Annotated in this window: 27 protein-coding genes and 1 pseudogene; 21 read left to right on the top strand and 7 right to left on the bottom strand. The window is 60.6% G+C overall.

All coding sequences use genetic code 11. The features are described from left to right. Positions 1-85: 85 nt before the first annotated feature. Genes NA619_RS02440 through NA619_RS02420 form a run of 5 tightly spaced genes read left to right on the top strand, consistent with a single transcriptional unit; the run spans position 86 to position 3,911 of the window. A complete protein-coding gene (locus NA619_RS02440; protein WP_255959591.1) occupies positions 86-655 on the top strand; it encodes a YqgE/AlgH family protein in 570 nt (189 codons plus the stop codon). Next, positions 652-1,080: a Holliday junction resolvase RuvX gene (gene ruvX / locus NA619_RS02435; protein ID WP_255959588.1), complete on the top strand. Its 429-nt coding sequence runs from the start codon at positions 652-654 to the stop codon at positions 1,078-1,080. Before NA619_RS02440 ends, ruvX begins: the two co-directional genes overlap by 4 nt. A gap of 20 nt (positions 1,081-1,100) precedes the next feature. Beyond that, on the top strand, positions 1,101-1,613 hold the full coding sequence (gene pyrR / locus NA619_RS02430) for a bifunctional pyr operon transcriptional regulator/uracil phosphoribosyltransferase PyrR (protein WP_255959586.1): 513 nt from the start codon (positions 1,101-1,103) through the stop codon (positions 1,611-1,613). A gap of 10 nt (positions 1,614-1,623) precedes the next feature. Further along, positions 1,624-2,640, top strand: a complete 1,017-nt coding sequence (locus NA619_RS02425; protein WP_255959584.1) for an aspartate carbamoyltransferase catalytic subunit — start codon at positions 1,624-1,626, stop codon at positions 2,638-2,640. Further along, a complete protein-coding gene (locus tag NA619_RS02420; protein WP_255959583.1) occupies positions 2,640-3,911 on the top strand; it encodes a dihydroorotase in 1,272 nt (423 codons plus the stop codon). The genes NA619_RS02425 and NA619_RS02420 overlap by 1 nt, the downstream gene beginning before the upstream one ends. Positions 3,912-3,963: 52 nt before the next feature. Here the strand turns inward: NA619_RS02420 and NA619_RS02415 are convergent, their stop codons facing one another. After that, positions 3,964-4,362, bottom strand: coding sequence for an NINE protein (locus NA619_RS02415; protein ID WP_255959581.1), 399 nt, complete (start codon positions 4,360-4,362; stop codon positions 3,964-3,966). Positions 4,363-4,497: 135 nt separating this feature from the next. Between NA619_RS02415 and NA619_RS02410 the strand changes: the two genes are divergently transcribed. Both NA619_RS02410 and NA619_RS02405 read left to right on the top strand, forming a co-directional pair. Next, positions 4,498-5,709, top strand: coding sequence for a putative DNA modification/repair radical SAM protein (locus tag NA619_RS02410; RefSeq protein ID WP_255959579.1), 1,212 nt, complete (start codon positions 4,498-4,500; stop codon positions 5,707-5,709). Further along, complete coding sequence (locus NA619_RS02405; protein WP_255959577.1) at positions 5,709-6,545, top strand: TIGR03915 family putative DNA repair protein; 837 nt, start codon at positions 5,709-5,711, stop codon at positions 6,543-6,545. The genes NA619_RS02410 and NA619_RS02405 overlap by 1 nt, the downstream gene beginning before the upstream one ends. Here the strand turns inward: NA619_RS02405 and NA619_RS02400 are convergent. Further along, positions 6,542-7,687: a PilT/PilU family type 4a pilus ATPase gene (locus tag NA619_RS02400; RefSeq protein WP_255959575.1), complete on the bottom strand. Its 1,146-nt coding sequence runs from the start codon at positions 7,685-7,687 to the stop codon at positions 6,542-6,544. The genes NA619_RS02405 and NA619_RS02400 overlap by 4 nt on opposite strands. Before the next feature lie 78 nt (positions 7,688-7,765). Next, positions 7,766-8,800: a type IV pilus twitching motility protein PilT gene (locus tag NA619_RS02395; RefSeq protein WP_046161608.1), complete on the bottom strand. Its 1,035-nt coding sequence runs from the start codon at positions 8,798-8,800 to the stop codon at positions 7,766-7,768. A gap of 66 nt (positions 8,801-8,866) precedes the next feature. Between NA619_RS02395 and NA619_RS02390 the strand changes: the two genes are divergently transcribed. The 10 genes from NA619_RS02390 (at position 8,867) to NA619_RS02345 (ending at position 17,506) form a co-directional block, all read left to right on the top strand. Next, positions 8,867-9,580 carry a YggS family pyridoxal phosphate-dependent enzyme gene (locus NA619_RS02390; protein ID WP_255959574.1) on the top strand — a complete coding sequence of 238 codons (714 nt, stop codon included), beginning with the start codon at positions 8,867-8,869 and terminating at the stop codon, positions 9,578-9,580. A 12-nt stretch (positions 9,581-9,592) separates the two neighbouring features. Continuing rightward, positions 9,593-10,420 carry a pyrroline-5-carboxylate reductase gene (proC, locus tag NA619_RS02385; RefSeq protein ID WP_255959572.1) on the top strand — a complete coding sequence of 276 codons (828 nt, stop codon included), beginning with the start codon at positions 9,593-9,595 and terminating at the stop codon, positions 10,418-10,420. A gap of 9 nt (positions 10,421-10,429) precedes the next feature. After that, positions 10,430-11,020 carry a YggT family protein gene (locus NA619_RS02380; RefSeq protein ID WP_122163475.1) on the top strand — a complete coding sequence of 197 codons (591 nt, stop codon included), beginning with the start codon at positions 10,430-10,432 and terminating at the stop codon, positions 11,018-11,020. A gap of 116 nt (positions 11,021-11,136) precedes the next feature. Continuing rightward, a complete protein-coding gene (locus tag NA619_RS02375) occupies positions 11,137-13,098 on the top strand; it encodes a dynamin-like GTPase family protein (protein WP_255959570.1) in 1,962 nt (653 codons plus the stop codon). Positions 13,099-13,179: 81 nt separating this feature from the next. Next, the gene (metX, locus tag NA619_RS02370) at positions 13,180-14,319 is read left to right on the top strand and encodes a homoserine O-succinyltransferase MetX (protein WP_255959569.1); all 1,140 of its coding nucleotides are present in this window, start codon (positions 13,180-13,182) and stop codon (positions 14,317-14,319) included. A gap of 9 nt (positions 14,320-14,328) precedes the next feature. Beyond that, a complete protein-coding gene (gene metW / locus NA619_RS02365; RefSeq protein ID WP_255959567.1) occupies positions 14,329-14,928 on the top strand; it encodes a methionine biosynthesis protein MetW in 600 nt (199 codons plus the stop codon). Positions 14,929-14,952: 24 nt separating this feature from the next. Further along, complete coding sequence (locus NA619_RS02360) at positions 14,953-15,375, top strand: DUF4426 domain-containing protein (protein WP_255959565.1); 423 nt, start codon at positions 14,953-14,955, stop codon at positions 15,373-15,375. Beyond that, positions 15,372-15,968, top strand: a complete 597-nt coding sequence (rdgB, locus tag NA619_RS02355) for an RdgB/HAM1 family non-canonical purine NTP pyrophosphatase (protein WP_255959563.1) — start codon at positions 15,372-15,374, stop codon at positions 15,966-15,968. The genes NA619_RS02360 and rdgB overlap by 4 nt, the downstream gene beginning before the upstream one ends. Continuing rightward, on the top strand, positions 15,965-17,173 hold the full coding sequence (gene hemW, locus NA619_RS02350; RefSeq protein WP_255959561.1) for a radical SAM family heme chaperone HemW: 1,209 nt from the start codon (positions 15,965-15,967) through the stop codon (positions 17,171-17,173). Before rdgB ends, hemW begins: the two co-directional genes overlap by 4 nt. Positions 17,174-17,182: 9 nt before the next feature. Beyond that, positions 17,183-17,506 (top strand): DUF3392 domain-containing protein, encoded by a 324-nt coding sequence (locus NA619_RS02345; RefSeq protein ID WP_255959559.1) that lies wholly within the window; start codon positions 17,183-17,185, stop codon positions 17,504-17,506. On the opposite strand, the gene NA619_RS02340 is transcribed toward NA619_RS02345, so the two are convergent. Further along, a complete protein-coding gene (locus tag NA619_RS02340; protein ID WP_255959557.1) occupies positions 17,462-17,875 on the bottom strand; it encodes a DUF5064 family protein in 414 nt (137 codons plus the stop codon). The genes NA619_RS02345 and NA619_RS02340 overlap by 45 nt on opposite strands. A 193-nt stretch (positions 17,876-18,068) precedes the next feature. Here NA619_RS02340 and arcD point away from each other — a divergent pair. The 4 genes and pseudogenes from arcD (at position 18,069) to arcC (ending at position 22,926) form a co-directional block, all read left to right on the top strand. Further along, positions 18,069-19,496 (top strand): annotated as a pseudogene (gene arcD, locus NA619_RS02335) (arginine-ornithine antiporter). 100 nt (positions 19,497-19,596) lie between these two features. After that, positions 19,597-20,853, top strand: a complete 1,257-nt coding sequence (gene arcA, locus NA619_RS02330) for an arginine deiminase (RefSeq protein ID WP_255959556.1) — start codon at positions 19,597-19,599, stop codon at positions 20,851-20,853. 54 nt (positions 20,854-20,907) lie between these two features. Next, entirely contained in the window at positions 20,908-21,918 is a 1,011-nt protein-coding gene (locus NA619_RS02325; protein ID WP_255959555.1) for an ornithine carbamoyltransferase, read from the top strand. Between the two features lie 84 nt (positions 21,919-22,002). Then, positions 22,003-22,926 (top strand): carbamate kinase, encoded by a 924-nt coding sequence (arcC, locus tag NA619_RS02320; RefSeq protein WP_255959554.1) that lies wholly within the window; start codon positions 22,003-22,005, stop codon positions 22,924-22,926. 92 nt (positions 22,927-23,018) lie between these two features. Here the strand turns inward: arcC and NA619_RS02315 are convergent, their stop codons facing one another. The 3 genes from NA619_RS02315 to NA619_RS02305 all read right to left on the bottom strand — a co-directional run. Beyond that, a complete protein-coding gene (locus NA619_RS02315; protein ID WP_255959553.1) occupies positions 23,019-24,356 on the bottom strand; it encodes a DUF1329 domain-containing protein in 1,338 nt (445 codons plus the stop codon). A 163-nt stretch (positions 24,357-24,519) separates the two neighbouring features. Beyond that, positions 24,520-25,230, bottom strand: a complete 711-nt coding sequence (trmB, locus tag NA619_RS02310; RefSeq protein WP_272891609.1) for a tRNA (guanosine(46)-N7)-methyltransferase TrmB — start codon at positions 25,228-25,230, stop codon at positions 24,520-24,522. A gap of 66 nt (positions 25,231-25,296) precedes the next feature. Further along, positions 25,297-25,923: thiazole synthase (locus NA619_RS02305; protein WP_255959552.1), on the bottom strand; the 627-nt coding region annotated here is incomplete at its 5' end.

Raw genomic sequence — 25,923 nt, 5'->3', positions numbered from 1 at the left:
CCAGGCACGCCCAGCCGTCTCAACCGGATGGCAAGCCGATCCGGGCGGCTTCACGGCCCGCCCTGCAACGCTTAAGCTAGCAGCCATGAACGCACCCTCGTCAAGCTACCTCAAGCATCATTTCCTGATTGCCATGCCGCACATGGCGGACCCTAATTTTGCGCAGACGCTGATCTATCTGGTTGAGCACAACCGGGACGGTGCAATGGGGCTCATCGTCAACCGTCCGAGTGGGCTGAACCTCGCCGACGTACTTGAGCAGCTGCGCCCGGACGAGCCGGTAGCGCCGGACAGGCAGCACCTGCCAATCTTCTCCGGCGGGCCTGTTCAGACCGACCGGGGGTTCGTCTTGCACGCCTCGGATGTCCGATTCCAGGCAACGGTTGATCTTGGCCAGCTCGGAGTGACAACCTCCCAGGACATTCTTTTTGCCATCGCCGATGGGTACGGCCCGCTCAATCACTTCATTGCACTTGGCTATGCCGGATGGGAGTCCGGCCAGCTTGAAACCGAACTGATCGAGAATGCATGGTTGAGCTGCCCGGCACAGCCGCACATCCTCTTCGACATGCCTGCTGATAAACGTCTAGCTGCAGCCGCCGCATCGCTGGGTGTCGACTTAAGACTACTCAGCAGCCAGGTCGGCCACGCATGAGCGGCGTCCGCCTGCTCCTCGGCTTCGATTACGGGACCAAGCAGATTGGCGTTGCAGTTGGCCAGGCGATCACCGGCCAGGCGCGGGAGCTGTGCGTATTGAAAGCTCAGAACGGAGTGCCTGACTGGTCGCAGATCGAAAAGCTGCTGAGCGAATGGCAACCGGACGCACTGGTCGTCGGCCTGCCTCTGAACATGGATGGCAGCGCTAGCGACATGAGCGCCCGAGCGGAGAAATTTGCCCGCCGCCTGAACGGCAGATTCAATCTGCCGGTTCATACCCACGACGAACGCCTGACTACCTACGAAGCCAAGGGCGAGCGCATGCGCGGGGGCCAGCATGGAGGCTATAGGGAACGCCCTGTCGATGCCCTCGCTGCAGCCCTGCTACTCGAAGGCTGGTTGACAGCACAACAGACCGCCTGAAGTCACATCAAGGAGACATGATGACCCTGCCGAACCCCGAACAGCTGCTCCCAGAAATGGCCGCCGCACTGGACCAGCACCTGAGCAGTCACGACATCTCCGATCCGCGTTTCATCGGCATCCATACGGGCGGTGTCTGGGTCGCCCGCACGCTCCTGGATCTGCGCGGCAAGCAAGAGGCTCTCGGCATGCTGGACGTCTCGTTTTATCGCGACGACTTCACTCAGAACGGCCTGCATCCGCAGGTCCGCCCCTCGGCGCTGCCCTTTGAGATCGAGGGCCAGCACTTGGTGCTGATCGACGATGTACTGATGAGCGGCCGCACCATTCGCGCCGCGCTCAATGAATTGTTCGACTATGGCCGCCCGGCTAGCGTCAGCCTGGTATGCCTGCTGGACCTGAACGCTCGCGAATTGCCGATCCGGCCAGATGTTGTCGGCGCGACCCTCTCCCTGGCGCCCGATCAACGGGTAAAGCTACTAGGCCCGGCACCGCTGGCGCTTGAACTCCAGTCCTTCGCCTCCGCTAACTGAGAATCCTGCGATGACGCCCACCGACGCCAAGCGCCCGCTGCAACTCAACGATAACGGCCAACTGCGCCATTTCCTGTCACTGGACGGGCTGCCACGCGCGCTTCTCACCGAAATCCTGGACACCGCCGACTCTTTTCTCGAGGTCGGAGCCAGGGCAGTCAAGAAAGTCCCGCTGCTGCGCGGCAAGACGGTTTGCAACGTATTTTTTGAGAACTCCACCCGGACCCGGACCACCTTTGAACTGGCGGCCAAGCGGCTCTCGGCCGACGTGATCACGCTGAATGTGTCGACATCTTCGACCAGCAAGGGCGAAACCCTGACTGACACCCTGCGCAATCTCGAAGCGATGGCTGCAGACATGTTTGTCGTTCGCCATGCTGAATCCGGCGCGGCACATTTCATTGCCGAGCATGTCTGTCCCGACGTGGCGGTCATCAACGGTGGCGACGGACGCCACGCCCATCCAACCCAGGGCATGCTCGACATGCTCACCATTCGCCGTCACAAGGGTGATTTCGAGAAGCTCTCAGTGGCCATCGTAGGCGACATCCTGCATTCGCGAGTGGCCCGCTCCAACATGCTGGCGCTGAAGACCCTAGGCTGCCCGGACATCCGTGTCATCGGCCCGAAAACCCTTCTGCCCGTTGGTCTGGAGCAATATGGGGTGAGCGTTTACAACGACATGGACGAGGGCCTGCGAGGCGTAGATGTCGTGATCATGCTGCGCCTGCAGCGCGAGCGCATGCAGGGTGGCCTGCTGCCGAGTGAGAGCGAGTTCTACCGACTCTACGGGCTGACCACCCAACGCATGGCGCTGGCCAAGCCCGACGCTATCGTGATGCACCCGGGTCCGATCAACCGCGGCGTGGAAATTGAGTCTGCCGTGGCCGATGGCGCTCAATCGGTAATCCTCAATCAGGTGACTTACGGCATCGCGATTCGCATGGCGGTGCTTTCCATGGCCATGAGCGGACAGACCGCTCAGCGGCAACTCGAACAGGAATACGCTGCCGAGGAGCAGAACTGATGCCTACACAAATCCTCGGCGCCCGGCTGATCGACCCTTGCAGCGGCCGTGACGAAGTTATCGATATCTACTGCCAGGACACCAAGATCATTGCGATCGGAGCGGCTCCAGTAGGCTTCAGCGCGGCAAACACCATCAATGCTGAAGGGCTTGTGGCGGCTCCAGGGCTGGTCGATCTTTCGGTCGCCCTACGCGAACCTGGTTACAGCCGCAAAGGCAACATCGCCAGCGAGACACTCGCAGCCACTGCCGGCGGCATCACCAGCCTATGCTGCCCGCCTGACACCAAGCCATTCCTGGACACTGCTGCTGTGGCTGAGCTGATCCTCGACCGCGCACGAGAGTCAGGCCATGCCAAGGTATTCCCTATTGGAGCGCTGAGCCGAGGGCTCAAAGGTGAGCAGCTGGCCGAGCTGATAGCCTTGCGCGATGCTGGCTGCGTAGCCTTCGGCAATGGGCTGACCAATTTCGCCAGCAATCGAAACCTGGGGCGTGCGCTGGAATACGCTGCAACCTTTGACCTCACTGTGGTCATTCACTCCCAGGACGCCGATCTGGCCGCCGGTGGCCTCGCCCACGAGGGGCCTGCGGCTGCGTTCCTCGGCCTGGCAGGCATTCCCGAAACAGCCGAAACCGTCGCTCTGGCCCGTAACCTGCTGCTCGTCGAACAGAGCGGAGTCCGCGCTCACTTCAGCCAGATCACCACGGCACGTGGCGCGCAGATGATTGCCGACGCCCAGGCGCGCGGCTTACCGGTTACCGCTGATGTGGCGATGTATCAGTTGATTCTTACCGACGCGGCCTTGCACGGTTTTTCCAGCCTTTATCACGTGCAACCACCGCTGCGCAGCTCCTTCGATCGCGATGGGTTGCGAGAGGCTGTTCGCTCGGGGGTCATCTCGGTGATTTCCAGCCATCACCAGCCACACGAGGCCGATGCAAAACTAGCCCCCTTCGGCGAAACAGAGCCGGGCATCAGCAGCGCTGAAGTCCTGCTGCCGCTGGCGATGACACTGGTAGAAGATGGCCTGCTCGACCTGCCAACCCTGCTCGCTCGGCTGACCAGTGGCCCTGCTGCTGCACTTAAGTTACCGGCGGGCCGCCTCGCGGTGGGAGACGCGGCAGATCTGGTGCTTTTCGATCCCCATAGCTCGACCCTCGCCGGGGAAGCCTGGCATTCGAAGGGGCGAAACTGCCCGTTCATGGGCCACTGCCTGCCCGGAGCGGTGCGCTACACGCTAGTAGACGGACGAATCGCCTTCCAGGCCTGAGTAGCACCCAAACCGCTCGCCATTACACTGGCGAGCGGTTACGGGGGTCCCCTCAGTAGGTCTTTTCCATGTTGCGCATCGACACCTGATTGTTGAGCGTCCAGAAGTCATAAAGCACTCCAACAAAGAACAGGCCGCCCGTGCACAGGTAGATCAGGCCGGTAATCCACTTGCCCTGATACATCCGGTGCACACCAAACACCCCCAGGAACGTCAGAAGAATCCAGGCAACCGTATAGTCGATCGGGCCTGGCTGGAAGCGCATGTCTGCTTGTCGGTCCATGGCCGGGATCAGGAACAGGTCAATGATCCAGCCGACGAAGAACAGGCCAAGCGTGAAGAACCAGATCGTCCCGGTGACGGGCTTGCCATAGTAAAAGCGGTGAGCGCCGAGAAATCCGAATATCCACAGAAGGTAACCGATGAGAATGCTATGGGTGTTCTGCTGCATCTGAGCCTCGCTGACAGGTTAAGGTGACGCGCTTCGAGCTTATCCCATTGCCGCCCGGCTTACCGTCCGCCGAGCGGAGGTTATCCCGGGATCAAGGCGTGATACTGTACATGCAAACAGTATCACGTGGCCGATATGCAACTGATCGAGAAGCTCAGCGTCCTTGCCGACGCAGCCAAGTATGACGTTTCGTGCGCAAGCAGTGGGGCATCCAAACGCAGCTCCAAGGGCCGAAGGGGGCTCGGGGCAACCGACGGCATGGGCATATGCCACAGCTTCACGCCTGACGGTCGCTGTGTGTCGCTGCTGAAAGTTTTGCTGACCAATTTCTGTCTGTACGACTGCCAGTATTGTGTGAATCGCCGCTCCAGTGACGTGCCGCGTGCACGCTTCACGCCAGAAGAAGTAGTGACTCTGACCCTGGATTTCTATCGGAGAAACTGCATCAGTGGGCTGTTCCTCAGTTCCGGCATCATCCGCTCAGCGGACTACACCATGGAGCAGTTGATCCGCGTGGCCAAGCTCCTGCGCGAAGACCACGAATTTCGCGGATACATACATCTCAAGACCATTCCGGATGCCGATCCACTCTTGATTGCAGAGGCTGGCCGCTATGCCGATCGGCTCAGCGTCAACATCGAGTTGCCGACCGAAGCCAGTCTGATTCGCCTCGCCCCGGAAAAGCAGGTGCTGACGATCAAGCAGGCCATGCACAGTATCCACCAGGGCGAAACCGAAGCCAGCGCCGAGAAGCGAGCGCCGCGATTCGCGCCGGCGGGGCAGAGCACGCAGATGATAGTCGGAGCCGACAGCACGGATGACAGCACCATTCTGCACACCGCGCAGTCCCTTTATGGGAGCTACCGGTTGAGGCGAGTCTACTACTCAGCCTTCAGCCCGATCCCGCACAGCCCCGCCACTGTCCCATTCGAAGCGCCGCCCCTTATGCGTGAGCATCGGCTCTATCAGGCGGATTTCCTCATGCGGGGATATGGCTTTCAGGCGGGTGAATTGCTCAGCGGACCTGGCAACCTCGCGCTGGACATCGATCCAAAACTGGCCTGGGCGCTGGCTCATCGGGAACAGTTCCCGGTTGACCTCAATCGAGCTGACACCACTATGATCGCCCGAATTCCTGGCATAGGTATGCTCAGCGCCAAGCGCCTGGTCGATCTGCGTCGACAAAAGCGGATCCGCTTTGAAGACCTGACCCGCCTGCGTTGCGCCCTGGAGAAAGCCAAACCTTTCGTCATCACTCAGGATTACCGTCCGGCCCGCGCTGGAGACGAATCAGCCGTCTTACGTCACTACATGCGTGATACGCCCGCGCAGATGGCGCTGTGGTGATGAGAACGGCGCGCTTCGATGGAAGCTTTGAAGGCTGGCGAAGCCACGCACGTGCGCTGCTGCTCAGCCACGTTGCACCGCATGAGGTGAACTGGGCGAGTGGCGACGAATCCGCTGGGCTTTTCGATGACCCACTGCCTGACCGACCCATTGAGTCCACACGACAGGTAAGAATCCCCAAGCCGCTGCTGGACGAGCTGGAGATGGCGGCTCGCTATCGCGTCGAAAATCGCTGGAGTCTGCTCTATCGCGTGCTTTGGAGAGTTTCCCAGGGCGACTCGACGGCACGGCTGGTTGGCGATATCGATGGCAGCGAACTGCACGCCCGCATCAAAGCGGTGCGCCGTGAAGCCCACCATCTGCACGCTTTTGTTCGCTTCAGCCCTGTTCAGCAAAGCATGGGGCCCAGGCATGTCGCCTGGTTCGAACCAGCCCACAACGTCCTGCCCTGGGCAGCAGAGCATTTTGCTGAGCGCATGGGTGAGAACAGCTGGCTGATCGCAACGCCGGACGACGGGGTTTGCTGGGATGGGCAACAGATGTACTACGCCCGGCCCTGCCCAGCCGAATGGCGACAGCTGGCTCTGGAGGCAAAGGATCCAGGAGGAGAGCTATGGAAGGCGTATTACGAGAGCACGTTCAACCCGTCCCGGCTGAACCGCAGCGTCATGGAAAGCAACTTACCGGTGCGATTCTGGAAAAATCTACCCGAAGGAGTGCTGATTCCTCAGCTGATGAGTCGCGCACGAGCCGGTGCGCAGCGTGACGGTCAGTCCGAACGCGTCGCCGAAAAAACCGGCAAGCGCATCGGACGACCGCCAGAGCAGTTCAGCTAGCGGAAGCTGCGGCCCTTGTCATCGTCGCTGACTTCGAGCGTCAAGCCCTGGGATACGCTACTCAGGTGCTCGCCATCGGTTTCGGAGCCAAGCTTGATCATCAATCGCAGGTCGTTGGAAGAGTCGGCATGCGCCAGGGCGTCCTCGTAGGTGATTTCGCCTTGGACGTACAAGTTGTACAGCGCCTGGTCGAAGGTCTGCATGCCCAGATCGGTCGAGCGCTTCATCAGCGACTTTAGTTCGTGCACTTCACCCTTGCGAATCAAGTCAGACGCCAACGGCGTATTGATAAGCACCTCGATGACTGCACGGCGTCCCTTGCCATCGGGAGTCGGTATCAGCTGCTGTGCAACGATTGCCTTCAGGTTCAGTGAAAGGTCCATCCAGACCTGCTGATGCCGGTCGGCAGGGAAGAAGTTGATGATACGGTCCAGCGCCTGGTTGGCGTTGTTGGCGTGCAGAGTTGCCAGACAGAGGTGGCCGGTCTCAGCGAACGCCACCGCATAATCCATGGTTTCGCGGGTCCGCACCTCACCGATCAGGATCACGTCGGGCGCCTGCCGTAGGGTGTTCTTGAGGGCCACGTCGAAGGAGTCGGTATCAATCCCGACCTCACGCTGGGTGACGATGCAGCTTTGGTGCTGATGGATGAACTCGATCGGATCTTCAATCGAGATGATATGGCCGCTCGAGTTCTTGTTGCGGTAGCCGATCATCGCAGCGAGCGAGGTGGACTTGCCGGTACCGGTCGCACCGACGAACAGCACCAGACCCCGCTTGGTCATCGCCAGCTTCTTGAGCACTTCCGGCAGTTTCAGGTCTTCGAGCGTCGGAATGTTGGTCTCGATGCGGCGCAAGACCATGCCGGCAAGGTTGCGCTGATAGAAGGCGCTGACTCGGAACCGCCCGATTCCGCGCGCACTGATGGCGAAGTTGCATTCGTGATTTTCGGTGAACTCGCGACGCTGCTGCTCGTTCATCACTGCGTGCACCGTTTCGCGGGTCATTTCCGGCGACATCGGTGTCTTGTTCACCGGCAGGATCTTGCCGTTGACCTTCATCGACGGCGGCACGCCGGCCGTAATGAACAGGTCGGAACCGCCCTTTTCCACCATCAGGCGCAACAGTTTCTCGAATTCCATCGTCGTTCTCGTAGTCCGGCGTAGCCGATTTGTAGCGAAGCGGAAGGCCCAGCAGTATCACCAAGGCCTTGTAAAGAATCAGAAATTTTCCGGCTGCTTGGCCTTTTCCTTGGCGTTGTCGCGCGAAATGATCCCCTTGGCCAACAGTCCTTTCAGGCAAGAATCCAGCGTTTGCATGCCCAACGATCCACCGGTCTGGATGGACGAATACATTTGCGCCACCTTGTCTTCGCGGATCAGGTTTCGGATCGCCGGAGTGCCGATCATGATTTCATGCGCCGCAACGCGGCCGCCGCCAACCTTCTTCAACAGTGTCTGCGAGATTACCGCCTGCAGTGACTCCGACAGCATCGAGCGGACCATCGACTTTTCTTCCGCAGGGAAAACGTCAACGACCCGATCGATGGTCTTGGCGGCAGAGGTGGTGTGCAAGGTACCGAACACCAGGTGACCGGTTTCCGCGGCAGTCAGCGCCAGACGGATAGTCTCCAGATCGCGCATTTCACCGACCAGAATGATGTCCGGGTCTTCACGCAGCGCCGAGCGCAGTGCTTCGGAGAAGCCGAGCGTATCGCGATGCACCTCACGCTGGTTGACCAGGCACTTCTTCGACTCGTGAACGAATTCGATGGGGTCTTCGATGGTGAGAATGTGGTGGTACTTGGTGCTGTTCAGGTAGTCCAGCATCGCCGCCAGGGTGGTCGACTTGCCCGAACCGGTCGGCCCGGTCACCAGCACCAGCCCGCGAGGTACGTCGGTGATCTTGCGGAAGACCTCACCCATTCCAAGGTCTTCCATTGTCAGCACCTTGGACGGAATAGTCCGGAATACTGCACCAGCGCCGCGGTTCTGGTTGAAGGCGTTGACCCGGAAACGCGCCACGCCCGGTACTTCGAACGAGAAATCGGTCTCGAGGAACTCTTCGAAATCCTTGCGCTGTTTGTCGTTCATGATGTCGTAGATCAGCGCGTGCACTTGCTTGTGATCCATCGCCGGAAGGTTGATGCGGCGTACATCGCCGTCAACGCGGATCATCGGCGGCAGGCCGGACGAAAGGTGCAAATCCGACGCACCCTGCTTGGCACTGAACGCCAGCAGCTCTGTGATATCCATGGGACTCCCCAATTACAAGCAAGCAGGTAGAATGCCGCGCAGACCCTAAGGTGGCAGGCGCAGGTAATGTCCACGATAGCGACGAATATTGCAAAGGTCGGAACGCGCATCCGTGAGGCGGCGCAAGCTGTGGCGCGCGATCCCGATGAGGTGCGGCTGCTGGCGGTGAGCAAGACCCAGCCGGCGGGCGCTATCCGCGAGGCCAGCGACGCCGGCCAGCGTGATTTTGGTGAGAACTATCTGCAGGAAGCGTTGGAGAAACAGGCCGACCTCCGTGATCTCTCACTGACCTGGCATTTCATTGGTCCCATTCAGTCGAACAAGACCAAATTGATCGCCGAGCATTTCGACTGGGTTCACTCGGTGGACCGCCTGAAGATTGCCCAGCGCCTCTCGGATCAACGCCCGCCCGAGCTAGCCCCATTGAATGTCTGCCTGCAGGTCAACGTCAGTGGCGAAGCCAGCAAGTCAGGCTGCGAACTGTTGGACGTACCCGAGTTGGCACAGGCGATTATCGCCCTGCCCCGTCTGCGCCTGCGCGGGCTGATGGCGATCCCTGAACCGACCGACGACCCAGCGGAGCAACGCGCCGCATTCGCCCGTCTGCGCCAGCTGCAAAGCGAACTCAACCTTGATCTCGACACTCTTTCCATGGGCATGAGCCAGGACCTTGAAGCCGCCATCGCCGAAGGCGCTACTTGGGTCCGTATCGGCACTGCGCTGTTTGGCGCCCGCGCCTATCCACCGCAGACGGCCTCGGCCGGCCCTTCGCATGAATAAAGGAACCTCCGCATGAGCTCTCCCCGTATCGCCTTCATTGGCGGCGGCAACATGGCCGCCAGCTTGATTGGCGGCCTGCGCGCTCAAGGCATTCCGGCCTCAGCCATCTGCGCAAGTGACCCCGGCGCAGAAAGGCGTAAAGAACTGGAAAGCACTTACGGCATCGATACCTTCGCAGAGAACACCCAAGCCATCGCAAGCGCAGAAGTGATCGTGCTGGCGGTCAAACCGCAGGTCATGCAGACGGTGTGTCGCGACCTGGCCGCACATCTGCAAACGGATCAACTGATTGTGTCGATCGCAGCAGGCATCAGCTGCGCCAGCCTGCAGTCGTGGCTGGGCGAGCAAACCCCACGCGCGATAGTGCGCTGTATGCCCAATACCCCCTCCCTTTTGCGCCAGGGCGTCAGCGGGTTGTTCGCCAACGGCGAGGTGTCGGACAGGCAGAAGCAACAGGCCGAGCAGCTGCTATCGGCTGTAGGGGTGGCGCTTTGGCTGGACCAGGAGGCGTTGATTGACGCCGTGACGGCCGTATCCGGCAGCGGCCCGGCCTATTTTTTTCTGATGATCGAAGCCATGACCGCTGCCGGCGAGAGGCTCGGCTTGCCGCGGAACACAGCAGCCCAGCTGACAATGCAGACCGCTTTGGGCGCCGCGCGTATGGCCTGTGAAAGCGATGTGGAGGCAGCAGAATTACGCCGTCGGGTCACCTCGCCGAACGGAACGACCGAAGCGGCAATCAAAGCCTTTCAGGCGGGCGGCTTCGAAACCCTGGTTACACAGGCGATGAACGCAGCAGCACAACGCTCGGCCGAACTCGCCGAACAACTGGGCAACTAAGGAGCCTTCATGTCGCAACTCTCGCAAGCCCTGATCCTGATCGTACAAACGCTCGGCAGCCTTTACCTGCTGATCGTTCTTCTGCGCTTCATCCTGCAGTTGGTTCGGGCCGATTTCTATAACCCGCTGAGCCAGTTCATCGTCCGCGCTACCCACCCGCTGCTGCGGCCGCTACGCCGGGTGATCCCCAGCATTGGTGGCATCGACCTGTCCTCATTGGTCCTGGCTATCATCCTTCAAGTGCTGTTGATGGCAGCCATTCTGATGATCGCCTTTGGCACCATCGGCAACCCGCTGCAGCTTCTGGTCTGGGCCATCATTGGCGTGACCGGACTGTTCCTGAACATCTTTTTCTATGCGCTGATCATCAGCGTGATCCTGTCCTGGGTTGCCCCCGGCAGCCAGAACCCGGGCGCTCAGCTGGTCAGTCAGATCTGTGAACCGGCGCTCGCGCCCTTCCGTCGGCTGCTGCCCAACCTGGGCGGACTGGATATCTCGCCAATCTTCGCGTTCCTCGCACTCAAGCTGCTGGACATGCTGGTCATCAACAATCTGGCAATGATGACCCACATGCCGAACATCCTCCGTTCGCTGATTTGAGCCGTACCGCCCATGTGCCGTTGCGGCGTTTGGGCGGTAGTTCACAAAGGCTGGATTGACCGGCATCGGGCGACTGGGATAATCGCCCGATTCGCCTTTCAGGAAGCAACAGGATCATGGAACGACTCGACCGGCAGGTGGACGCCTACGTCACCTGGAAGCGCGACCTGGTCCGCGAAATCACCCGTTACCGCAGCTGGCTGGCGCACAACCGGCTCAACTCGGATGCGGTCGATGCCAGGCTCGACCGTGCGCTTAAGCTGCTACGCACCGATCACATCACACTGGCCTTTGTGGGCGAGTTCTCCCGAGGCAAGACAGAGCTGATCAACAGCCTGTTCTTTTCCGGCTACGGCCAACGCATTCTTCCCTCACGCGCCGGCCGCACCACCATGTGCCCCACCGAATTGTTCTACGACCCTCGCGCCGAGCGTTCGTATATCCGGCTGCTGCCCATCGAATCACGCCTCGAGGACACCAGCATCGCCCAGCTCAAGCGCAGCCCGCGCCTCTGGACGAATGTCGCGCTCGACCCTGAAAACCCTGACGCTATGGTTGAAGCCTTCACGCAGGTCGCCTCCTCCAAGTCGATGCCGGTCGAGCAGGCCATTCAGCTGGGCTTCCACCCTGACGCGCTGGAGCAGTCTGAAACCGCTGGCGAAGTGGTAGTGCCGGCCTGGCGGCACGCGATGGTAAACTTCGACCACCCCTTGTTGCGCCAGGGCCTGAGAATTCTCGATACGCCGGGCCTGAATGCCTTGGGCAGCGAGCCGGAGCTCACCCTGTCCATGCTGCCGAACGCCCAGGCGGTGATCTTCCTGCTGTCTGCCGATGCCGGCGTCACCGCAAGCGACATGGACATCTGGCAGCAGCACATCCGCCAGCTCGATGATGGCGACCGGCACCGCCTGTTCGCCGTACTGAACAAGATCGACGTCCTGTGGGATGACGTGTCCGGTGATGCCTTCGTCAATGACGCGATTCAACGCATGCAGGCTGCTACTGCACAGCAGCTTGGGATCGCGGTTGAGGACGTGCTCCCGCTCTCGGCCAAACAAGCCCTGCTTGCCAGAATTCGCGGTGACCAGCAGCTGCTGGAACGCAGCCGGCTGGAAACGCTGGAGCAGTTGCTTTGCGAGCGCATCCTCGCGCAGAAGGAACGCCTGCTGGAGCAGCAGGTAGTGCGTCAGGTGCTAGCGCTGTTGCAGAACAGTCAGCAAATACTGACCCAGCGCCTGGGCAAGGTGCGCGAGCAGTGTGAGTCGCTCGACAGCCAACGCCAGGACAGCGGGCAGCTGCTGATGGAGCTCACGGCTCGCACCCGCCATGACCACAACCAGCACCATAAACGCCTGCTGCAATTGAAGACCAATCAACGCCTGCTGCAGCGTCAGGGTGAACTGCTGCGCGGCACGGTGCGCGCCGAGCGTCTGGACGAGCACCTTGCACGTCTGCGCCGCAGCCTGACAGGCAGCCTTACCACCTTGGGTATCAACCTGAGCATCCTGCACTTCTTCCGCTCGGTGGAGCAGGATCTGGCCGCGCTCGAGCACGAGGCTGCACTGGCAAACAAGATGGTCTCGGCCATCTACCGCCGTCACAACGATGAAAACCCCCTGCACGGCGTTGACGCTCCGCTGTTCCGTCTGGCGCCCTATCAAAGGGAGCTCAAGCGTCTGCAGAACAAGGCAGACCAGTTCCGCCTGCAACTCAAGACGATGCTCACCGAGCAGCGCGCGCTGACCCGGCGATTCTTCGCCACGCTGGTGCAGGAGGTCATCGGCATGCATCAACGCCTGCGCCAGGACGCCGAGCAGTGGGCCAACGAAGCACTGATGCCGCTGATGCAGCATTCACTGGAGCATAAGCAGCAGCTCGAAGCCCACATGCTGAGGCTCAAGCATCTGGCGCAGGACAGCCAGCAAAGCAGCCAGCGCGGGCGCTTGCTGGCGCGTTACAGCCTCGAACTGGAACAGCAGCTGGCCCAGGCCGGTGAAATGCTCAGACTGCTGCGCCGCCCGGCCCCGATCCGGCGCCAGGGAAAGGTGGTCAGTCTCACCGGTACAAGTCTGGTGTAAACCCTGCGTTTCGATTGAGGATGAATTGAGGCGCGCTAACCTTTAGACTTTGCCGCCTTCTTCCAGTACGAGCCAGGGTCGATGCCCACTGCTATTCCAGCCGATTCCGTTGGTCTGGTGAGTCCGAAGGTCGAGCACTTTGCCGAGCCGCTGGCACTTGCCTGCGGCCGCACGCTCAATACCTACCAGCTGATCTACGAAACCTATGGCGAACTGAACGCCGCGCGCAGCAACGCCGTGCTGATCTGTCACGCGTTGTCAGGGCATCATCATGCCGCAGGCTTTCACGATTCCGAAGACCGCAAACCTGGCTGGTGGGACAGCTGTATCGGCCCGGGCAAGGCAATCGACACCAATCGCTTCTTCGTGGTGAGCCTGAACAACCTCGGTGGCTGCAATGGATCTACCGGCCCCAGCAGCGTCAACCCGCAGACCGGCAAGCCCTACGGCGCAGATTTCCCGGTGGTCACCGTCGAGGATTGGGTCAACAGTCAGGCGCGTCTGGCCGATGTACTGGGAATCGCGCAGTGGGCAGCGGTAGTGGGTGGCAGCCTGGGCGGCATGCAGGCGCTGCAGTGGACGATCAGCTACCCCGAGCGGGTTCGCCATTGCGTGGCGATTGCCTCGGCGCCCAAGCTGTCCGCGCAGAACATTGCGTTCAACGAGGTGGCTCGCCAGGCCATCCTCTCCGACCCGGAATTTCACGGCGGGCACTTCCTGGAACAGGGCGTGATCCCCAAGCGTGGATTGATGCTGGCCCGGATGGTCGGCCATATCACCTACCTTTCCGACGATGCCATGGGCACCAAGTTCGGCCGCGGACTCAAGAGTGAAAAGCTCAACTACGATTTCAACAGCGTCGAGTTTCAGGTCGAGAGCTATCTGCGCTATCAGGGCGAGGAGTTCTCCAGCCGTTTCGACGCCAACACCTACCTGTTGATGACCAAGGCGCTGGACTATTTCGATCCGGCCGCCGCTCATGACGACGACCTTGCACGCGCCCTGTCGAGCGCCAAGGCGGACTTCTGCGTGATCTCATTCACTACGGACTGGCGGTTCTCACCGGAGCGCTCGCACGAGATCGTCAATGCACTCATGGCAGCGCGCAAGAACGTCTGTTATCTGGAAGTTGATGCCCCCCAGGGCCACGATGCGTTTCTGATCCCCATCCCCCGCTATTTGCAGGCCTTCAGCGGTTACATGAACCGCATTGTCGTATAAGGAACCCACATGCGCGCCGATCTGGACATCATCCAAGACTGGATACCGGCTGGGAGCCGCGTGCTCGACCTCGGCTGCGGCAACGGCGAGCTGCTGGCCTGGCTGCGCGACAACAAGCAGGTCAGTGGTTACGGGCTGGAGATCGATCCGGACAATATCGCGGCCTGTGTCGAGAAAGGCGTCAACGTCATCGAGCAGGACCTCGACAAAGGCCTGGGCAACTTTGCCAGCGACAGCTTCGATATGGTCGTCATGACTCAGGCGCTGCAGGCGGTCCACTACCCTGACGAACTGCTCAAGGAAATGCTCCGGGTTGGTCGTGAATGCATCATCACCTTTCCCAACTTCGGTCATTGGCGCTGCCGTTGGTATCTGGCCAGCAAGGGCCGCATGCCGGTCTCGGAGTTTCTGCCCTACACGTGGTACAACACGCCGAACATCCACTTCTGCACGTTCGAGGATTTCGAGCGACTGTGCCGCGAACGGGGCGCGCGCGTGCTCGAGCGGCTGGCCGTGGATCGTCACCACAAGCACGGTATCGCGAGTCGACTGTGGCCCAACCTGATTGGCGAAATCGGCATCTACCGCGTCACCGGCCCGGGCCGCTGACTTTCCCATCGCTGGAGATAAACCATGAGATCTAGCCTGATATGCCTGCTGACCCTGCTGCTCGCGATGCCCGCCTGGGCAGAGCGCAAGCACAGCGTCGGTGAATACGACGTGCATTACATAGCCTTCAATTCCGGCTTCCTGCAACCCGATATCGCTGCAGCCGCCGGGCTTGTGCGCAGCAAGACCCAGGGCGTAGTCAACATCTCCGTTTTGAAAGCCGGCAAGCCGGTCGCGGCACAGGTCAGCGGAGTAGTGAAGAATCTCCTGGGTCAGGATTACCCGCTGACGTTCAAGCAGCTCAAGGAGGGCGACGAGGCAATCTACTACCTTGCCCAGTTTCCCTTCGACTCCCGTGAAACGCTGCGTTTCAGCCTGAACGTTCAGCCCACTGGCGCCGCCCCGATCCATTTCGATTTCTCTCAAGAATTCTTTCCGGACGAATGATGCCCTTCAATGAACTGGTGCTGGCCAGCCACAACACCGGCAAGCTCAAGGAACTTCAAGCCATGCTGGGCGACGCGGTACGCGTACGCTCGATTGGTGAGTTCAGCGACATCGAGCCCGAGGAAACCGGGCTGTCGTTCGTCGAGAACGCCATCCTCAAGGCCCGCAATGCGGCCAGGATCTCCGGACTTCCAGCCCTGGCCGATGATTCGGGCCTGGCGGTGGATCATCTCGGCGGCGCCCCTGGCATTTATTCGGCGCGCTATGCCGATGGCAAGGGCGATGCGGCAAACAATGCCAAGCTGCTAAACGTCTTGAGAGACGTACCTGAGAGCGAGCGCGGTGCGCAGTTCGTTTGCGCCCTTGCCCTCGTTCGGCACTCAGAGGATCCGCTCCCGATCATCTGCGAAGGCCTCTGGCACGGTCGTATCCTGCATGCGACTCAGGGTGAGCACGGCTTCGGTTATGACCCGCTGTTCTGGGTGCCGGAACGCAACTGTTCCAGCGCTGAAATGACACCGATCGACAAGAACCAGCTCAGCCATCGCGCACGGGCTATGGCCCTGCTCAAGCAGCGCCTGGGCATCGCATGAGCGGAACCGGGACGCCAGGGCCGATTCCTCAAATCGGCGGCCTGGCGGCGGTGTCGTCGGGATCAGTCTTTCAGCTTCCGCCCCTGGCGGCCTATGTCCATATTCCCTGGTGCGTGCGCAAATGCCCGTACTGCGACTTCAATTCGCACGCTGCAGGCCCGTCGCTCCCCGAAGACGCTTATGTCACGGCGCTGCTTGCCGACCTCGAATGCGATCTGGATCAGGCTCAGGGCCGCAAACTCAGCTCGATCTTCTTTGGCGGCGGTACGCCAAGTCTGTTTTCGGCCGGCGCGCTAGGCAGGATTCTGCATGGGCTGGAGCAGCGGATCGGCTTCACCGACGACATCGAAATTACCCTGGAAGCCAATCCGGGCACGTTCGAACAGGAAAAATTTCGCGACTACCGCAGCCTTGGCATCAATCGTCTGTCCATCGGCGTGCAGAGTTTCCAACCGGCAAAACTAGCCGCGCTGGGTCGCATTCACGATGGTGACGAAGCAGTGCGCGCCGCCGATATGGCACGTGCAGCCGGCTTCGATAACTTCAACCTCGACCTCATGCACGGCTTACCGGACCAGAGCCTGGATGATGCATTGAGCGACCTGCGAATCGCCATTGCGCAGCAGCCGACTCACCTGTCCTGGTACCAGCTCACGGTCGAGCCGAACACCGAGTTCTGGAGCAAACCACCAGAACTGCCGGAAGACGAAACCCTGTGGGACATTCAAGAGGCCGGCCAGGTGCTGCTTGCCGAGCACGGCTACGGCCAGTACGAGACCTCTGCTTATGCGCAGCCGGGTCGTCAGGCGCGACACAACCTCAATTACTGGACCTTTGGTGACTTCCTCGGCCTGGGCGCCGGCGCCCATGGAAAGTCGAGCGGCCCCGACGGGAAGATCCGCCGCCATTGGAAGACCCGTCTGCCAAAGGACTATCTAGACCCGACCAAACGCTTTCGCTCGGGTGAAAAGCAGCTGACAGAGGATGAATTGCCCTTCGAGTTCCTGATGAACGTGCTGCGCCTCAACGACGGCGTGCCCGCAGTGTTGTTCACTCAACGCACTGGCCTCGCACCGGCACTGCTCGCCGACGGTCGTCGCGAAGCCGAAGCGCGCGGACTCCTGGAGCGCGACCCGCTACGGCTAGTCGCCACCGCCAAAGGCCAACTGTTCCTCAATGACCTGCTGCAACTCTTCCTGCCCTAAGGACCCCGCATGGATCTCGTACTCGACCTTATTGCCACGCTGTCACGGTGGAGCCGCCATCACCTGTCCGACATTTCACTGGCGATAATGGCCACACTGTTCGTCCTGTTCGGGCCCGCATTGAATGCCTGGGTACAGCGGAATATCGGAGGATGGAATTTCGTATTGCGGACGCTAGCCTTTGTCCTGTTCTGCGCGCTGGTGTACGGCCTCGGCATCATCTATCTCAGCCCCTGGCTGGCAAAGGGACTGTCGCAATTCAACAACTACACCCTGGCGCCGGTGCTGTTACTGATGCTGTTCATCATTGGGGTGGTCGCTGACCGAAATTGACGTGAACTCGTCTTCTCGCAAGAAGCGTTCGAGGTCCACAGGCTCGCCGGGCATCCCGTGCAGCTGGTGGCGCAAGTCTTCGAACATCGGATCGTAATCCGCGTGAAATGCGAACAGCACATCCGTGTGCAGGTGCAAGCCGCGCTTACGCAGGCATTGACGGATGCGCTGCAGGAAATTGAACGCAACGTCGCGATGCATCGCGAATCGTTCGTCGATCGGCGTCTGGTCGATCTTCCCGTGCAGGTGGAAAGAGGCCCATTCCGGCTTCTGAGCCGGCCCTTCGACATGGTATTCGAGTAGCAGGTGAAACCCCGGAAAGTCTCCCGATGGCAATCGGCTGACCTCCACATGACCTGGTCTAAACACGACATCCCCCTTCGTGCATTTCTGAATGCGCAACCGCTCTAGCTCGGTATCTTCCAGGGCGTCAGGCACGCCTTGACCGTCAAGCTCATCCTTGCACCACTACCCCGGCGCTTTGTTGATCCCTGTCATGACCACGTCGTGCAGATAGGCATTCAATGGCCTCGACTAAGCACGTTCCTTGAAGGAGACAGGTATGGTCACGGCCTCGAAACAATTGAAACTCAGTGCGCTGATCGCATTGGTGGTGGGCTCGATGATTGGCGGCGGGATATTTTCTCTGCCGCAGAACATGGCCGCGAGCGCCAGTGCCGGCGCGATCCTCATCGGCTGGGGCATCACAGCCATCGGCATGCTCACCCTTGCCTTCGTCTTCCAGACTCTAGCCAACCGCAAACCGGACCTCGATGCAGGTGTCTATGCCTACGCCAAGGCGGGCTTCGGCGACTATATGGGTTTCTCGTCTGCCTGGGGCTACTGGATAAGTGCCTGGATCGGCAACGTCAGTTATTTCGTCCTGCTGTTCAGCACCTTGGGCTATTTCTTCCCGATCTTTGGGGAGGGCAACACCTTGCCGGCTGTGATCGGCGCATCACTGGTGCTTTGGGGTGTACATCTGCTAGTCCTGCGTGGCATTCAGCAGGCCGCGTTCATCAATCTGGTCAGCACCATCGCCAAGATCGTGCCGCTAATCATGTTTATTGTCCTTGCCGCCATCGCCTTTCGCCTGGAAGTGTTCACCGCAGACTTCTGGGGCCGCGGCAATCTGGAGCTGGGCAGTGTCATGCAGCAGGTGCGCAACATGATGCTGGTGACCGTATGGGTCTTCATCGGCATCGAGGGCGCCAGCGTCTACTCGGCGCGTGCCGAGCGACGCAGCGATGTCGGCAAGGCGACCGTGATCGGCTTCATTGGTGTGCTCGCGCTACTCGTGCTGGTCAACGTCCTGTCCATGGGAATCATGAGCCAGGCTGAACTCGCAGGCTTGAAGAACCCTTCCATGGCCGGGGTACTGGAGCACGTGGTGGGACGCTGGGGCGCTGTGCTGATCAGTGCCGGGCTGGTGGTTTCACTGGCCGGCGCCCTGCTTTCCTGGACCCTGCTATGCGCCGAGATTCTCTTTGCCGGCGCGCGGGACCACACCATGCCGAACTTCCTGCGCAAGGAAAATGCGAATCACGTTCCCGTCAACGCGCTCTGACTGTCCAATGGGCTGATCCAATTCTTTCTGATCATCACGCTGTTCAGCGCTTCGACCTACCTGAGCCTGCTCTACCTCGCCACTTCGATGATCCTTGTGCCCTATTTCTGGTCCGCGGCCTACGCGCTGCTGATCAGCATTCGGGGGGAAGGCTACGAGAATGCGCCTGGTGAGCGACGCAAGGATCTGCTGGTGGCCGCCATTGCCACGCTGTACGCACTCTGGCTCGTTTACGCCGGCGGCGTGCAATACCTGCTGCTGTCTGCGCTGCTCTATGCACCCGGCGCGCTGCTGTTCGCCAAAGCCAAGCATGAACGCGGCGAGCCGGTATTCACCACGGTCGAGAAGCTGATCTTCGCCGCGGTCGTGATAGGCGCTGGCATCGCGGCCTACGGTTTGTACGACGGTTTCCTTTCGCTTTGATCCTTTTAGGCGCCAACTGCGCCTACTCCTCGACCATTGCCACGAGCGATGGCGAACCACTGAGCACCTACCGGTGCGAAGACCTGCAAGGAGTACTGCCATGACCCCGCAACCCCTGAAATTGGGTGTCCATTCAGAAGCCGGCAAGCTGCGCAAAGTGATGGTCTGCTCGCCAGGCCTTGCTCACCAACGGCTTACCCCAACCAACTGCGACGAACTGTTGTTCGATGATGTGATGTGGGTAAACCAGGCCAAGCGCGATCACTTCGATTTCGTCACAAAGATGCGTGAGCGAGGCGTTGAAGTCCTCGAAATGCATAACTTGCTGACCGAGACGGTAAGCAATCCTGAGGCGCTGAAATGGATCCTCGACCGCAAGATCACGGCGAATCAGGTCGGCATTGGCCTTCAGAACGAAGTGCGCAGCTGGCTCGAGGAGCAACAGCCCCGCCACCTCGCTGAGTATCTGATCGGCGGCGTCTCGGGCAGTGACCTGCCGGGCACGCAAAGCGGCGAAATCGTCAGCATGTTCCGCGACTACCTTGGCCATTCGAGCTTTATCCTGCCGCCGCTGCCCAACACGATTTTCACCCGCGACACCAGTTGCTGGATCTACGGCGGCGTATCGCTCAACCCCATGCACTGGACAGCACGGCGTCAGGAAACACTGCTCACCGCGTCGATCTACCACTTCCACCCCGAGTTTGCCGATCAGGACTTCAAGATCTGGTACGGCGACCCCGAGCTCGATCACGGCCTGGCCACACTGGAGGGCGGCGACGTGATGCCCATCGGCAATGGCGTGGTCCTGATCGGGATGGGTGAGCGCAGCTCCCGCCAGGCGATTGGCCAGTTGGCCCAGTCACTGTTCCGCCAGGGCGCAGCCGAGCGAGTGATCGTCGCCGGCCTGCCTCGCTCGCGCTCGGCAATGCATCTGGACACGGTGTTCAGCTTCTGCGACCGGGATCTGGTCACCGTCTACCCCGACGTAGTGCAAGGCATCGTCGCCTTCAGCCTGCGCCCGGACGAAAGCAAGACCGGTGGCATCGATGTGCGCCGCGAGAGTTCGACCTTCCTTGAGGTGGTGGCCGAGGCCCTCGGCCTACCCGCTTTACGCGTAGTCGAAACGGGCGGCGATAGCTATGAAGTCGAGCGCGAGCAGTGGGACGACGGCAACAACGTTGTCGCGCTTGAGCCGGGCGTAGTCATTGGCTACGACCGCAACACCTTCACCAATACCATGCTGCGCAAAGCTGGCGTCGAAGTCATCACCATCAGCGCCAGTGAGCTGGGACGAGGCCGCGGCGGTGGCCACTGCATGACCTGCCCGATCGTCCGCGACGCACTCGACTATTGATTGCAGCGCCGGACGAGCTTCGCCCGGCACGCCCACATCAGAGGAACACCCATCATGCCCTTCAATATCCACAACCGTAGCCTGCTCAGCCTGATGCACCACAGCGAACGCGAGCTGCGTCACCTGCTCGACCTGTCCCGTGATCTAAAGCGCGCCAAATACACAGGTACCGAGCGCCAGCACCTGAAAGGCAAGAACATTGCGCTGATCTTCGAGAAAACTTCTACTCGCACCCGTTGCGCTTTTGAAGTGGCGGCTTACGACCAGGGCGCGAACGTCACCTACATCGACCCCAACTCCTCGCAGATCGGCCACAAGGAAAGCATGAAGGACACCGCGCGCGTGCTGGGGCGCATGTATGACGCGATCGAGTACCGCGGCTTCAAGCAGGAGATCGTCGAAGAGCTGGCCCGCTATGCCGGTGTGCCTGTCTACAACGGCCTGACGGATGAATATCACCCCACGCAGATGATTGCCGACGTGATGACCATGCGCGAGCACAGCGACAAGGCACTGCATCAGATCAGCTATGCCTACCTCGGCGATGCGCGCAACAACATGGGTAATTCCCTGCTGTTGATCGGTGCCAAGCTGGGCATGGACGTACGCATCGCTGCGCCCCGCGCACTCTGGCCAAGCGAAGCGCACATCAAGGCCTGTCAGGATTTCGCCGCACAGAGTGGCGCGCGGCTGACGCTTACCGAGGACCCGATCGCAGCCGTAGAAGGTGTGGACTTCGTGCACACCGATGTGTGGGTGTCCATGGGTGAGCCGGTCGAAGCCTGGGCCGAGCGCATCGAGCAACTGCTCCCCTATCAGGTGAACACGGCGCTGATGCAGGCCACCGGCAACCCGCGCAGCAAGTTCATGCACTGCCTGCCTGCGTTCCATAACAGCGAGACCAAGGTCGGCAAGGAGATCGCGGCCAATTACCCGCACCTGGCCAACGGTATAGAGGTCACCGAGGACGTGTTCGAGTCGCCCTACAACATTGCCTTCGAGCAGGCGGAAAACCGCATGCACACCATCAAGGCAATCCTGGTCTCGACGCTGGCTGACATCTGAGCCTGTACCTCCCCTCTTCTTACGAAGAGGGCCCAAGGGCGAGGCGGCTCCCAGCCGCCAAGCCCGCACGAGGAGTAACACACCATGAGATTAGTCATTGCGCTGGGCGGCAACGCCCTCCTGCGTCGCGGTGAGCCCATGACCGCAGAAAACCAACGCGACAACGTTCGTGTCGCCTGCGAGCAAATCGCAAAAGTGGCACCCGGCAACGAACTGGTGATTGCCCACGGTAACGGCCCACAGGTCGGCCTGCTGGCGCTTCAAGGTGCCGCCTATGACGCGGGCAACCCCTTCCCGCTGGACGTGCTCGGCGCCGAAACCGAAGGCATGATCGGCTACATCATCGAGCAGGAGCTGGGCAATCTGCTGCCGTTCGAGGTTCCCTTCGCGACCTTGCTGACTCAGGTCGAGGTAGACGCTGCCGACCCTGCGTTCAAAAGCCCGAGCAAACCAATCGGCCCGGTCTACAGTCGCGAAGAGGCCGACCGCCTGGCGCGGGAAAAAGGCTGGAGCATCGCCGCAGACGGCGATCGCTTTCGCAGAGTGGTCGCAAGCCCCCGACCGAAGCGAATTTTCGAGATCCGGCCGATCCGCTGGCTGCTGGAAAAAGGCAGCGTGGTGATCTGTGCAGGCGGAGGCGGGATTCCCACTGTCTACAACCAGAATGGTCGGCTTGAGGGCGTCGAGGCGGTGATCGACAAGGACCTGTGTTCAGCCCTCCTGGCCGAGCAACTTGAGGCCGATCTGCTGGTGATCGCGACGGATGTCGATGGGGCGTATTTGGACTGGGGCACACCACAGCAGCGTCGGATCGCCGAGGCGCACCCCGATCAGCTGGAGGAACTCGGCTTCGCCGCCGGTTCGATGGGGCCGAAGGTGCAGGCAGCCTGCGAGTTTGTTCGGCATACCGGCAAGGTAGCGGTGATCGGCTCGCTGGGCGACATCGAGGCGATCGTCCAGGGCCGAGCAGGAACACGGGTCAGCCTCACGGCAAAAACCGTTACCTAGCCTGAGGACTCAACAATCAGGAAGTAAGCTGCTTGTCGGGCGTGGGGGAACAAAAAAGCCGCCTGAAAAGGCGGCTTCTTTGTATCGGGGGATCAGTTTCCGCCGCGGCGCAGTGCTGCGGGGGAGAAATCGCGCGGCGTCAGCTTGGCGTCGAAGTCATACATTTGCTCATTGTTGTCCAGACCGTCGACGAAGTAGTTGCCGTCCTTGAGGTGGTAGAGCGTTTCCACTGTGCTGTTGAACATCGGCACGTCGTAGTAGCTGATCGGATGGCTCTCCTGCAGCCCGATCAACGCACCCTTCTCGTCAAACAGGTCAACAGCCAGGATCGACCAGCTGTCCTCGTCGATATAGAAACGACGCTTGTCATAGGGGTGATTGAAGCCCTTGCGCAGTGTTGCGTCGACGACCCACACCCGATGCAACTCGTAGCGCAGCAATTCCGGATTCAAGGTTTTCGGGCCGACGATCTTTTCGTAGGGGATGCCCTTCTGGTGAACGGCATAGCTGTTGTACGGCACAAGCATTTCGCGCTTGCCGACCAGCTGCCACTCGTAACGGTCGGGCGCGCCATTGAAGGAGTCCACCACGTCAGCAGTGGCCAGGCCACTGGTATCCGGTTGCAGCGAGTCATAGGCAAGCGATGGCAGGCGACGAACGCGACGGTCGGCCGGGCTGTAGCGCCAGGCCTTGCGAACCGCAAGAACCTGATCCAGCGGGTCCTGGACCACCAGTGCGGTGCCCGACAGCTTGGCTGGCGCAGTCACTCGGTATTTGTAGTACAGGGACGTGTTGTCCAGATCAGCCTGGGTCATCCCTTCACGGTTGTAGACGTAGTAGATGTGGCGATCACGTTTGATGTAGGTCGGGTTGCCATTGATGACTACGGCCTGGTTGTTGACGAAGTGCGTCTGGTCACCCTTGTAATGCAACACGTGATTCCAGATCACTTCCATCCCGTCTTTCGGAATCGGAAAGGGGATACCTGCCGAGGCGCCCCTGATTCCGTTGCCGTTGGCGATCAGCTCGGCATTGACCGCATTCAGGCGGGTCGCATCATAGATACGCTGCGGATTGGCAGCGCTGCGGCGAGATGGAAATACTCGCAGGTGGAAGTCCGAATGCCGCTCAACCAATGCTCGCAACCCTTCGGGCAGCAGCGCGGCGTATTCGGCAACGTTGCTCTGGTCGACCTTGTACAGCACAGGATCGGACGCGTAGGGATCGGGATGGTGCATGCCCGGCTCGTAACCTGCGGGGGCTTGCACGCCGCCGGTCCAGGCCGGAATCGTACCGGCGGCGTTAGCGGCGCGCTCGGCACCCAGTGGGGTCAGGTCCTGACCCAGGCGCACGGCCTGTGCATCATCGACCTGGGCGTGGGCCTGGCTGGCACAGGCCGCCAGTAGCAGAATTCCAAATTTTCTGTACATCTCTTGCTCCTTGCTGCGCTAGATATGCGCGGCAGATGACGGCCTCTGCCGGCGGGCAGAGCTCTAGTGATGTTGGGGATCGTGCCTTCCTGGCGTTCGGTCTTACCGGTTTCCATGGCCGCTGGACGGCTCTAGTCGATGTAGCGGTGTCACACGATTGCGATCAATCGATGCGCTCGAATTTCAAGTCCCAGACTCCATGTCCCAGACGCTCACCGCGGCGCTCGAACTTGGTCGTCGGGCGCTCCGATGGGCGCTCGACGTACTGTCCGTTTAGGGCTTGGTTCAGATAGCCAGGCGCGACGCTCATGACGTCGAGCATGTGCTCTGCATAGGCCTCCCAGTCAGTGGCCATATGCAATACACCACCGACCTTGAGTTTCTGCCGTACCAGCTCGGCGAATGCCGGCTGGACGATGCGCCGCTTATGGTGGCGACTTTTATGCCAGGGATCAGGGAAGAACAGTAGAACCCTGTCCAGGCTGGCGTCGGGGACGCATTCACGCAGCACTTCAAGCGCATCGCAACTGTAGATGCGCACATTATTTAAATTCTGTGACAGAAGTCCGCTCAGGAGCGCACCCACACCGGGCGAATGCACCTCAACTGCAATGAAGTCATGCTCCGGTGCTGCAGCAGCCATCTCCAGGGTTGAGTGACCCATGCCAAACCCGATTTCAAATGTCCGTGGCGCGTGGCGACCGAACACCTCATCGAAGTCTCGCAAACCATCGGCCAAATCCAGACCGAAGCGCGGCCATCCCTGATCAAGGCCGCGCTGTTGGCCCTCGGTCATACGACCGGCACGCATCACGAAACTCTTGATGGTGCGCATGCGCTTCTCGACGGGGGCCGGGTTTGGAGTGTCAGTCATGAACGATCCTGCGGACAAAAGACCGGCCAGGTGGGTGCTGCCCACGCGGCCGGCAAGTAGTGTGAATTAGCGGATCAGGCCTTCCAGAGGCGAGGAAGCGCTGGCGTAAAGTTTTTTCGGCATGCGGCCAGCCAGATAGGCCAATCGGCCAGCATCGATTGCGTACTTCATGGCTTCGGCCATCAGGACCGGGTGCTGCGCGTGGGCGATAGCGCTGTTCATCAGCACCGCCTCGCAGCCCAGCTCCATCGCAATAGTGGCATCGGAGGCGGTACCGACGCCGGCGTCGACCAGCACCGGCACCTTGGCTTCCTCAAGGATGATGCGCAGGTTGTAGGGATTGCAGATCCCCAGCCCCGTACCGATCAGCCCGGCCAGCGGCATCACCGCGATGCAACCCATGTCCGCCAGCTGACGGGCGATGATGGGGTCGTCGCTGGTGTACACCATGACGTCGAAACCATCTTTGACCAGAACCTCGGCGGCCTTCAGGGTTTCTATGACGTTCGGGAACAAGGTCTTCTGATCGGCCAGAACTTCCAGCTTGACCAGCTTGTGGCCATCGAGCAGCTCGCGAGCGAGACGGCAAGTACGTACCGCCTCTTCAGCGTCGTAGCAGCCGGCAGTGTTCGGCAGGATGGTGTAACGATCCGGCGAGATGACGTCGAGCAGATTGGGCTCGCCTGGATTCTG

The organism is Stutzerimonas stutzeri, assembly GCF_024448895.1.
Classification (GTDB): domain Bacteria; phylum Pseudomonadota; class Gammaproteobacteria; order Pseudomonadales; family Pseudomonadaceae; genus Stutzerimonas; species Stutzerimonas stutzeri_Q.
Note: the sequence above shows the minus strand (reverse complement) of the source record. Positions and strands in the feature narration are given on the sequence as shown.

Bases quoted from the DNA above. Each gene is read 5' to 3' on its own strand.
- pyrR (WP_255959586.1), top strand. From the start codon at position 1,101: ATGACCCTGCCGAACCCCGAACAGCTGCTCCCAGAAATGGCCGCCGCA.
- hemW (WP_255959561.1), top strand. From the start codon at position 15,965: ATGAGCGGAACCGGGACGCCAGGGCCGATTCCTCAAATCGGCGGCCTG.
- metX (WP_255959569.1), top strand. From the start codon at position 13,180: ATGCCCACTGCTATTCCAGCCGATTCCGTTGGTCTGGTGAGTCCGAAG.
- NA619_RS02395 (WP_046161608.1), bottom strand. From the start codon at position 8,800: ATGGATATCACAGAGCTGCTGGCGTTCAGTGCCAAGCAGGGTGCGTCG.
- NA619_RS02325 (WP_255959555.1), top strand. From the start codon at position 20,908: ATGCCCTTCAATATCCACAACCGTAGCCTGCTCAGCCTGATGCACCAC.
- NA619_RS02400 (WP_255959575.1), bottom strand. From the start codon at position 7,687: ATGGAATTCGAGAAACTGTTGCGCCTGATGGTGGAAAAGGGCGGTTCC.
- metW (WP_255959567.1), top strand. From the start codon at position 14,329: ATGCGCGCCGATCTGGACATCATCCAAGACTGGATACCGGCTGGGAGC.
- NA619_RS02360 (WP_255959565.1), top strand. From the start codon at position 14,953: ATGAGATCTAGCCTGATATGCCTGCTGACCCTGCTGCTCGCGATGCCC.
- NA619_RS02405 (WP_255959577.1), top strand. From the start codon at position 5,709: ATGAGAACGGCGCGCTTCGATGGAAGCTTTGAAGGCTGGCGAAGCCAC.
- arcA (WP_255959556.1), top strand. From the start codon at position 19,597: ATGACCCCGCAACCCCTGAAATTGGGTGTCCATTCAGAAGCCGGCAAG.
- NA619_RS02315 (WP_255959553.1), bottom strand. From the start codon at position 24,356: ATGTACAGAAAATTTGGAATTCTGCTACTGGCGGCCTGTGCCAGCCAG.
- proC (WP_255959572.1), top strand. From the start codon at position 9,593: ATGAGCTCTCCCCGTATCGCCTTCATTGGCGGCGGCAACATGGCCGCC.
- rdgB (WP_255959563.1), top strand. From the start codon at position 15,372: ATGATGCCCTTCAATGAACTGGTGCTGGCCAGCCACAACACCGGCAAG.
- NA619_RS02440 (WP_255959591.1), top strand. From the start codon at position 86: ATGAACGCACCCTCGTCAAGCTACCTCAAGCATCATTTCCTGATTGCC.
- NA619_RS02390 (WP_255959574.1), top strand. From the start codon at position 8,867: ATGTCCACGATAGCGACGAATATTGCAAAGGTCGGAACGCGCATCCGT.
- NA619_RS02375 (WP_255959570.1), top strand. From the start codon at position 11,137: ATGGAACGACTCGACCGGCAGGTGGACGCCTACGTCACCTGGAAGCGC.
- arcC (WP_255959554.1), top strand. From the start codon at position 22,003: ATGAGATTAGTCATTGCGCTGGGCGGCAACGCCCTCCTGCGTCGCGGT.
- NA619_RS02410 (WP_255959579.1), top strand. From the start codon at position 4,498: ATGCAACTGATCGAGAAGCTCAGCGTCCTTGCCGACGCAGCCAAGTAT.
- NA619_RS02345 (WP_255959559.1), top strand. From the start codon at position 17,183: ATGGATCTCGTACTCGACCTTATTGCCACGCTGTCACGGTGGAGCCGC.
- trmB (WP_272891609.1), bottom strand. From the start codon at position 25,230: ATGACTGACACTCCAAACCCGGCCCCCGTCGAGAAGCGCATGCGCACC.
- NA619_RS02380 (WP_122163475.1), top strand. From the start codon at position 10,430: ATGTCGCAACTCTCGCAAGCCCTGATCCTGATCGTACAAACGCTCGGC.
- NA619_RS02425 (WP_255959584.1), top strand. From the start codon at position 1,624: ATGACGCCCACCGACGCCAAGCGCCCGCTGCAACTCAACGATAACGGC.
- ruvX (WP_255959588.1), top strand. From the start codon at position 652: ATGAGCGGCGTCCGCCTGCTCCTCGGCTTCGATTACGGGACCAAGCAG.
- NA619_RS02420 (WP_255959583.1), top strand. From the start codon at position 2,640: ATGCCTACACAAATCCTCGGCGCCCGGCTGATCGACCCTTGCAGCGGC.
- NA619_RS02415 (WP_255959581.1), bottom strand. From the start codon at position 4,362: ATGCAGCAGAACACCCATAGCATTCTCATCGGTTACCTTCTGTGGATA.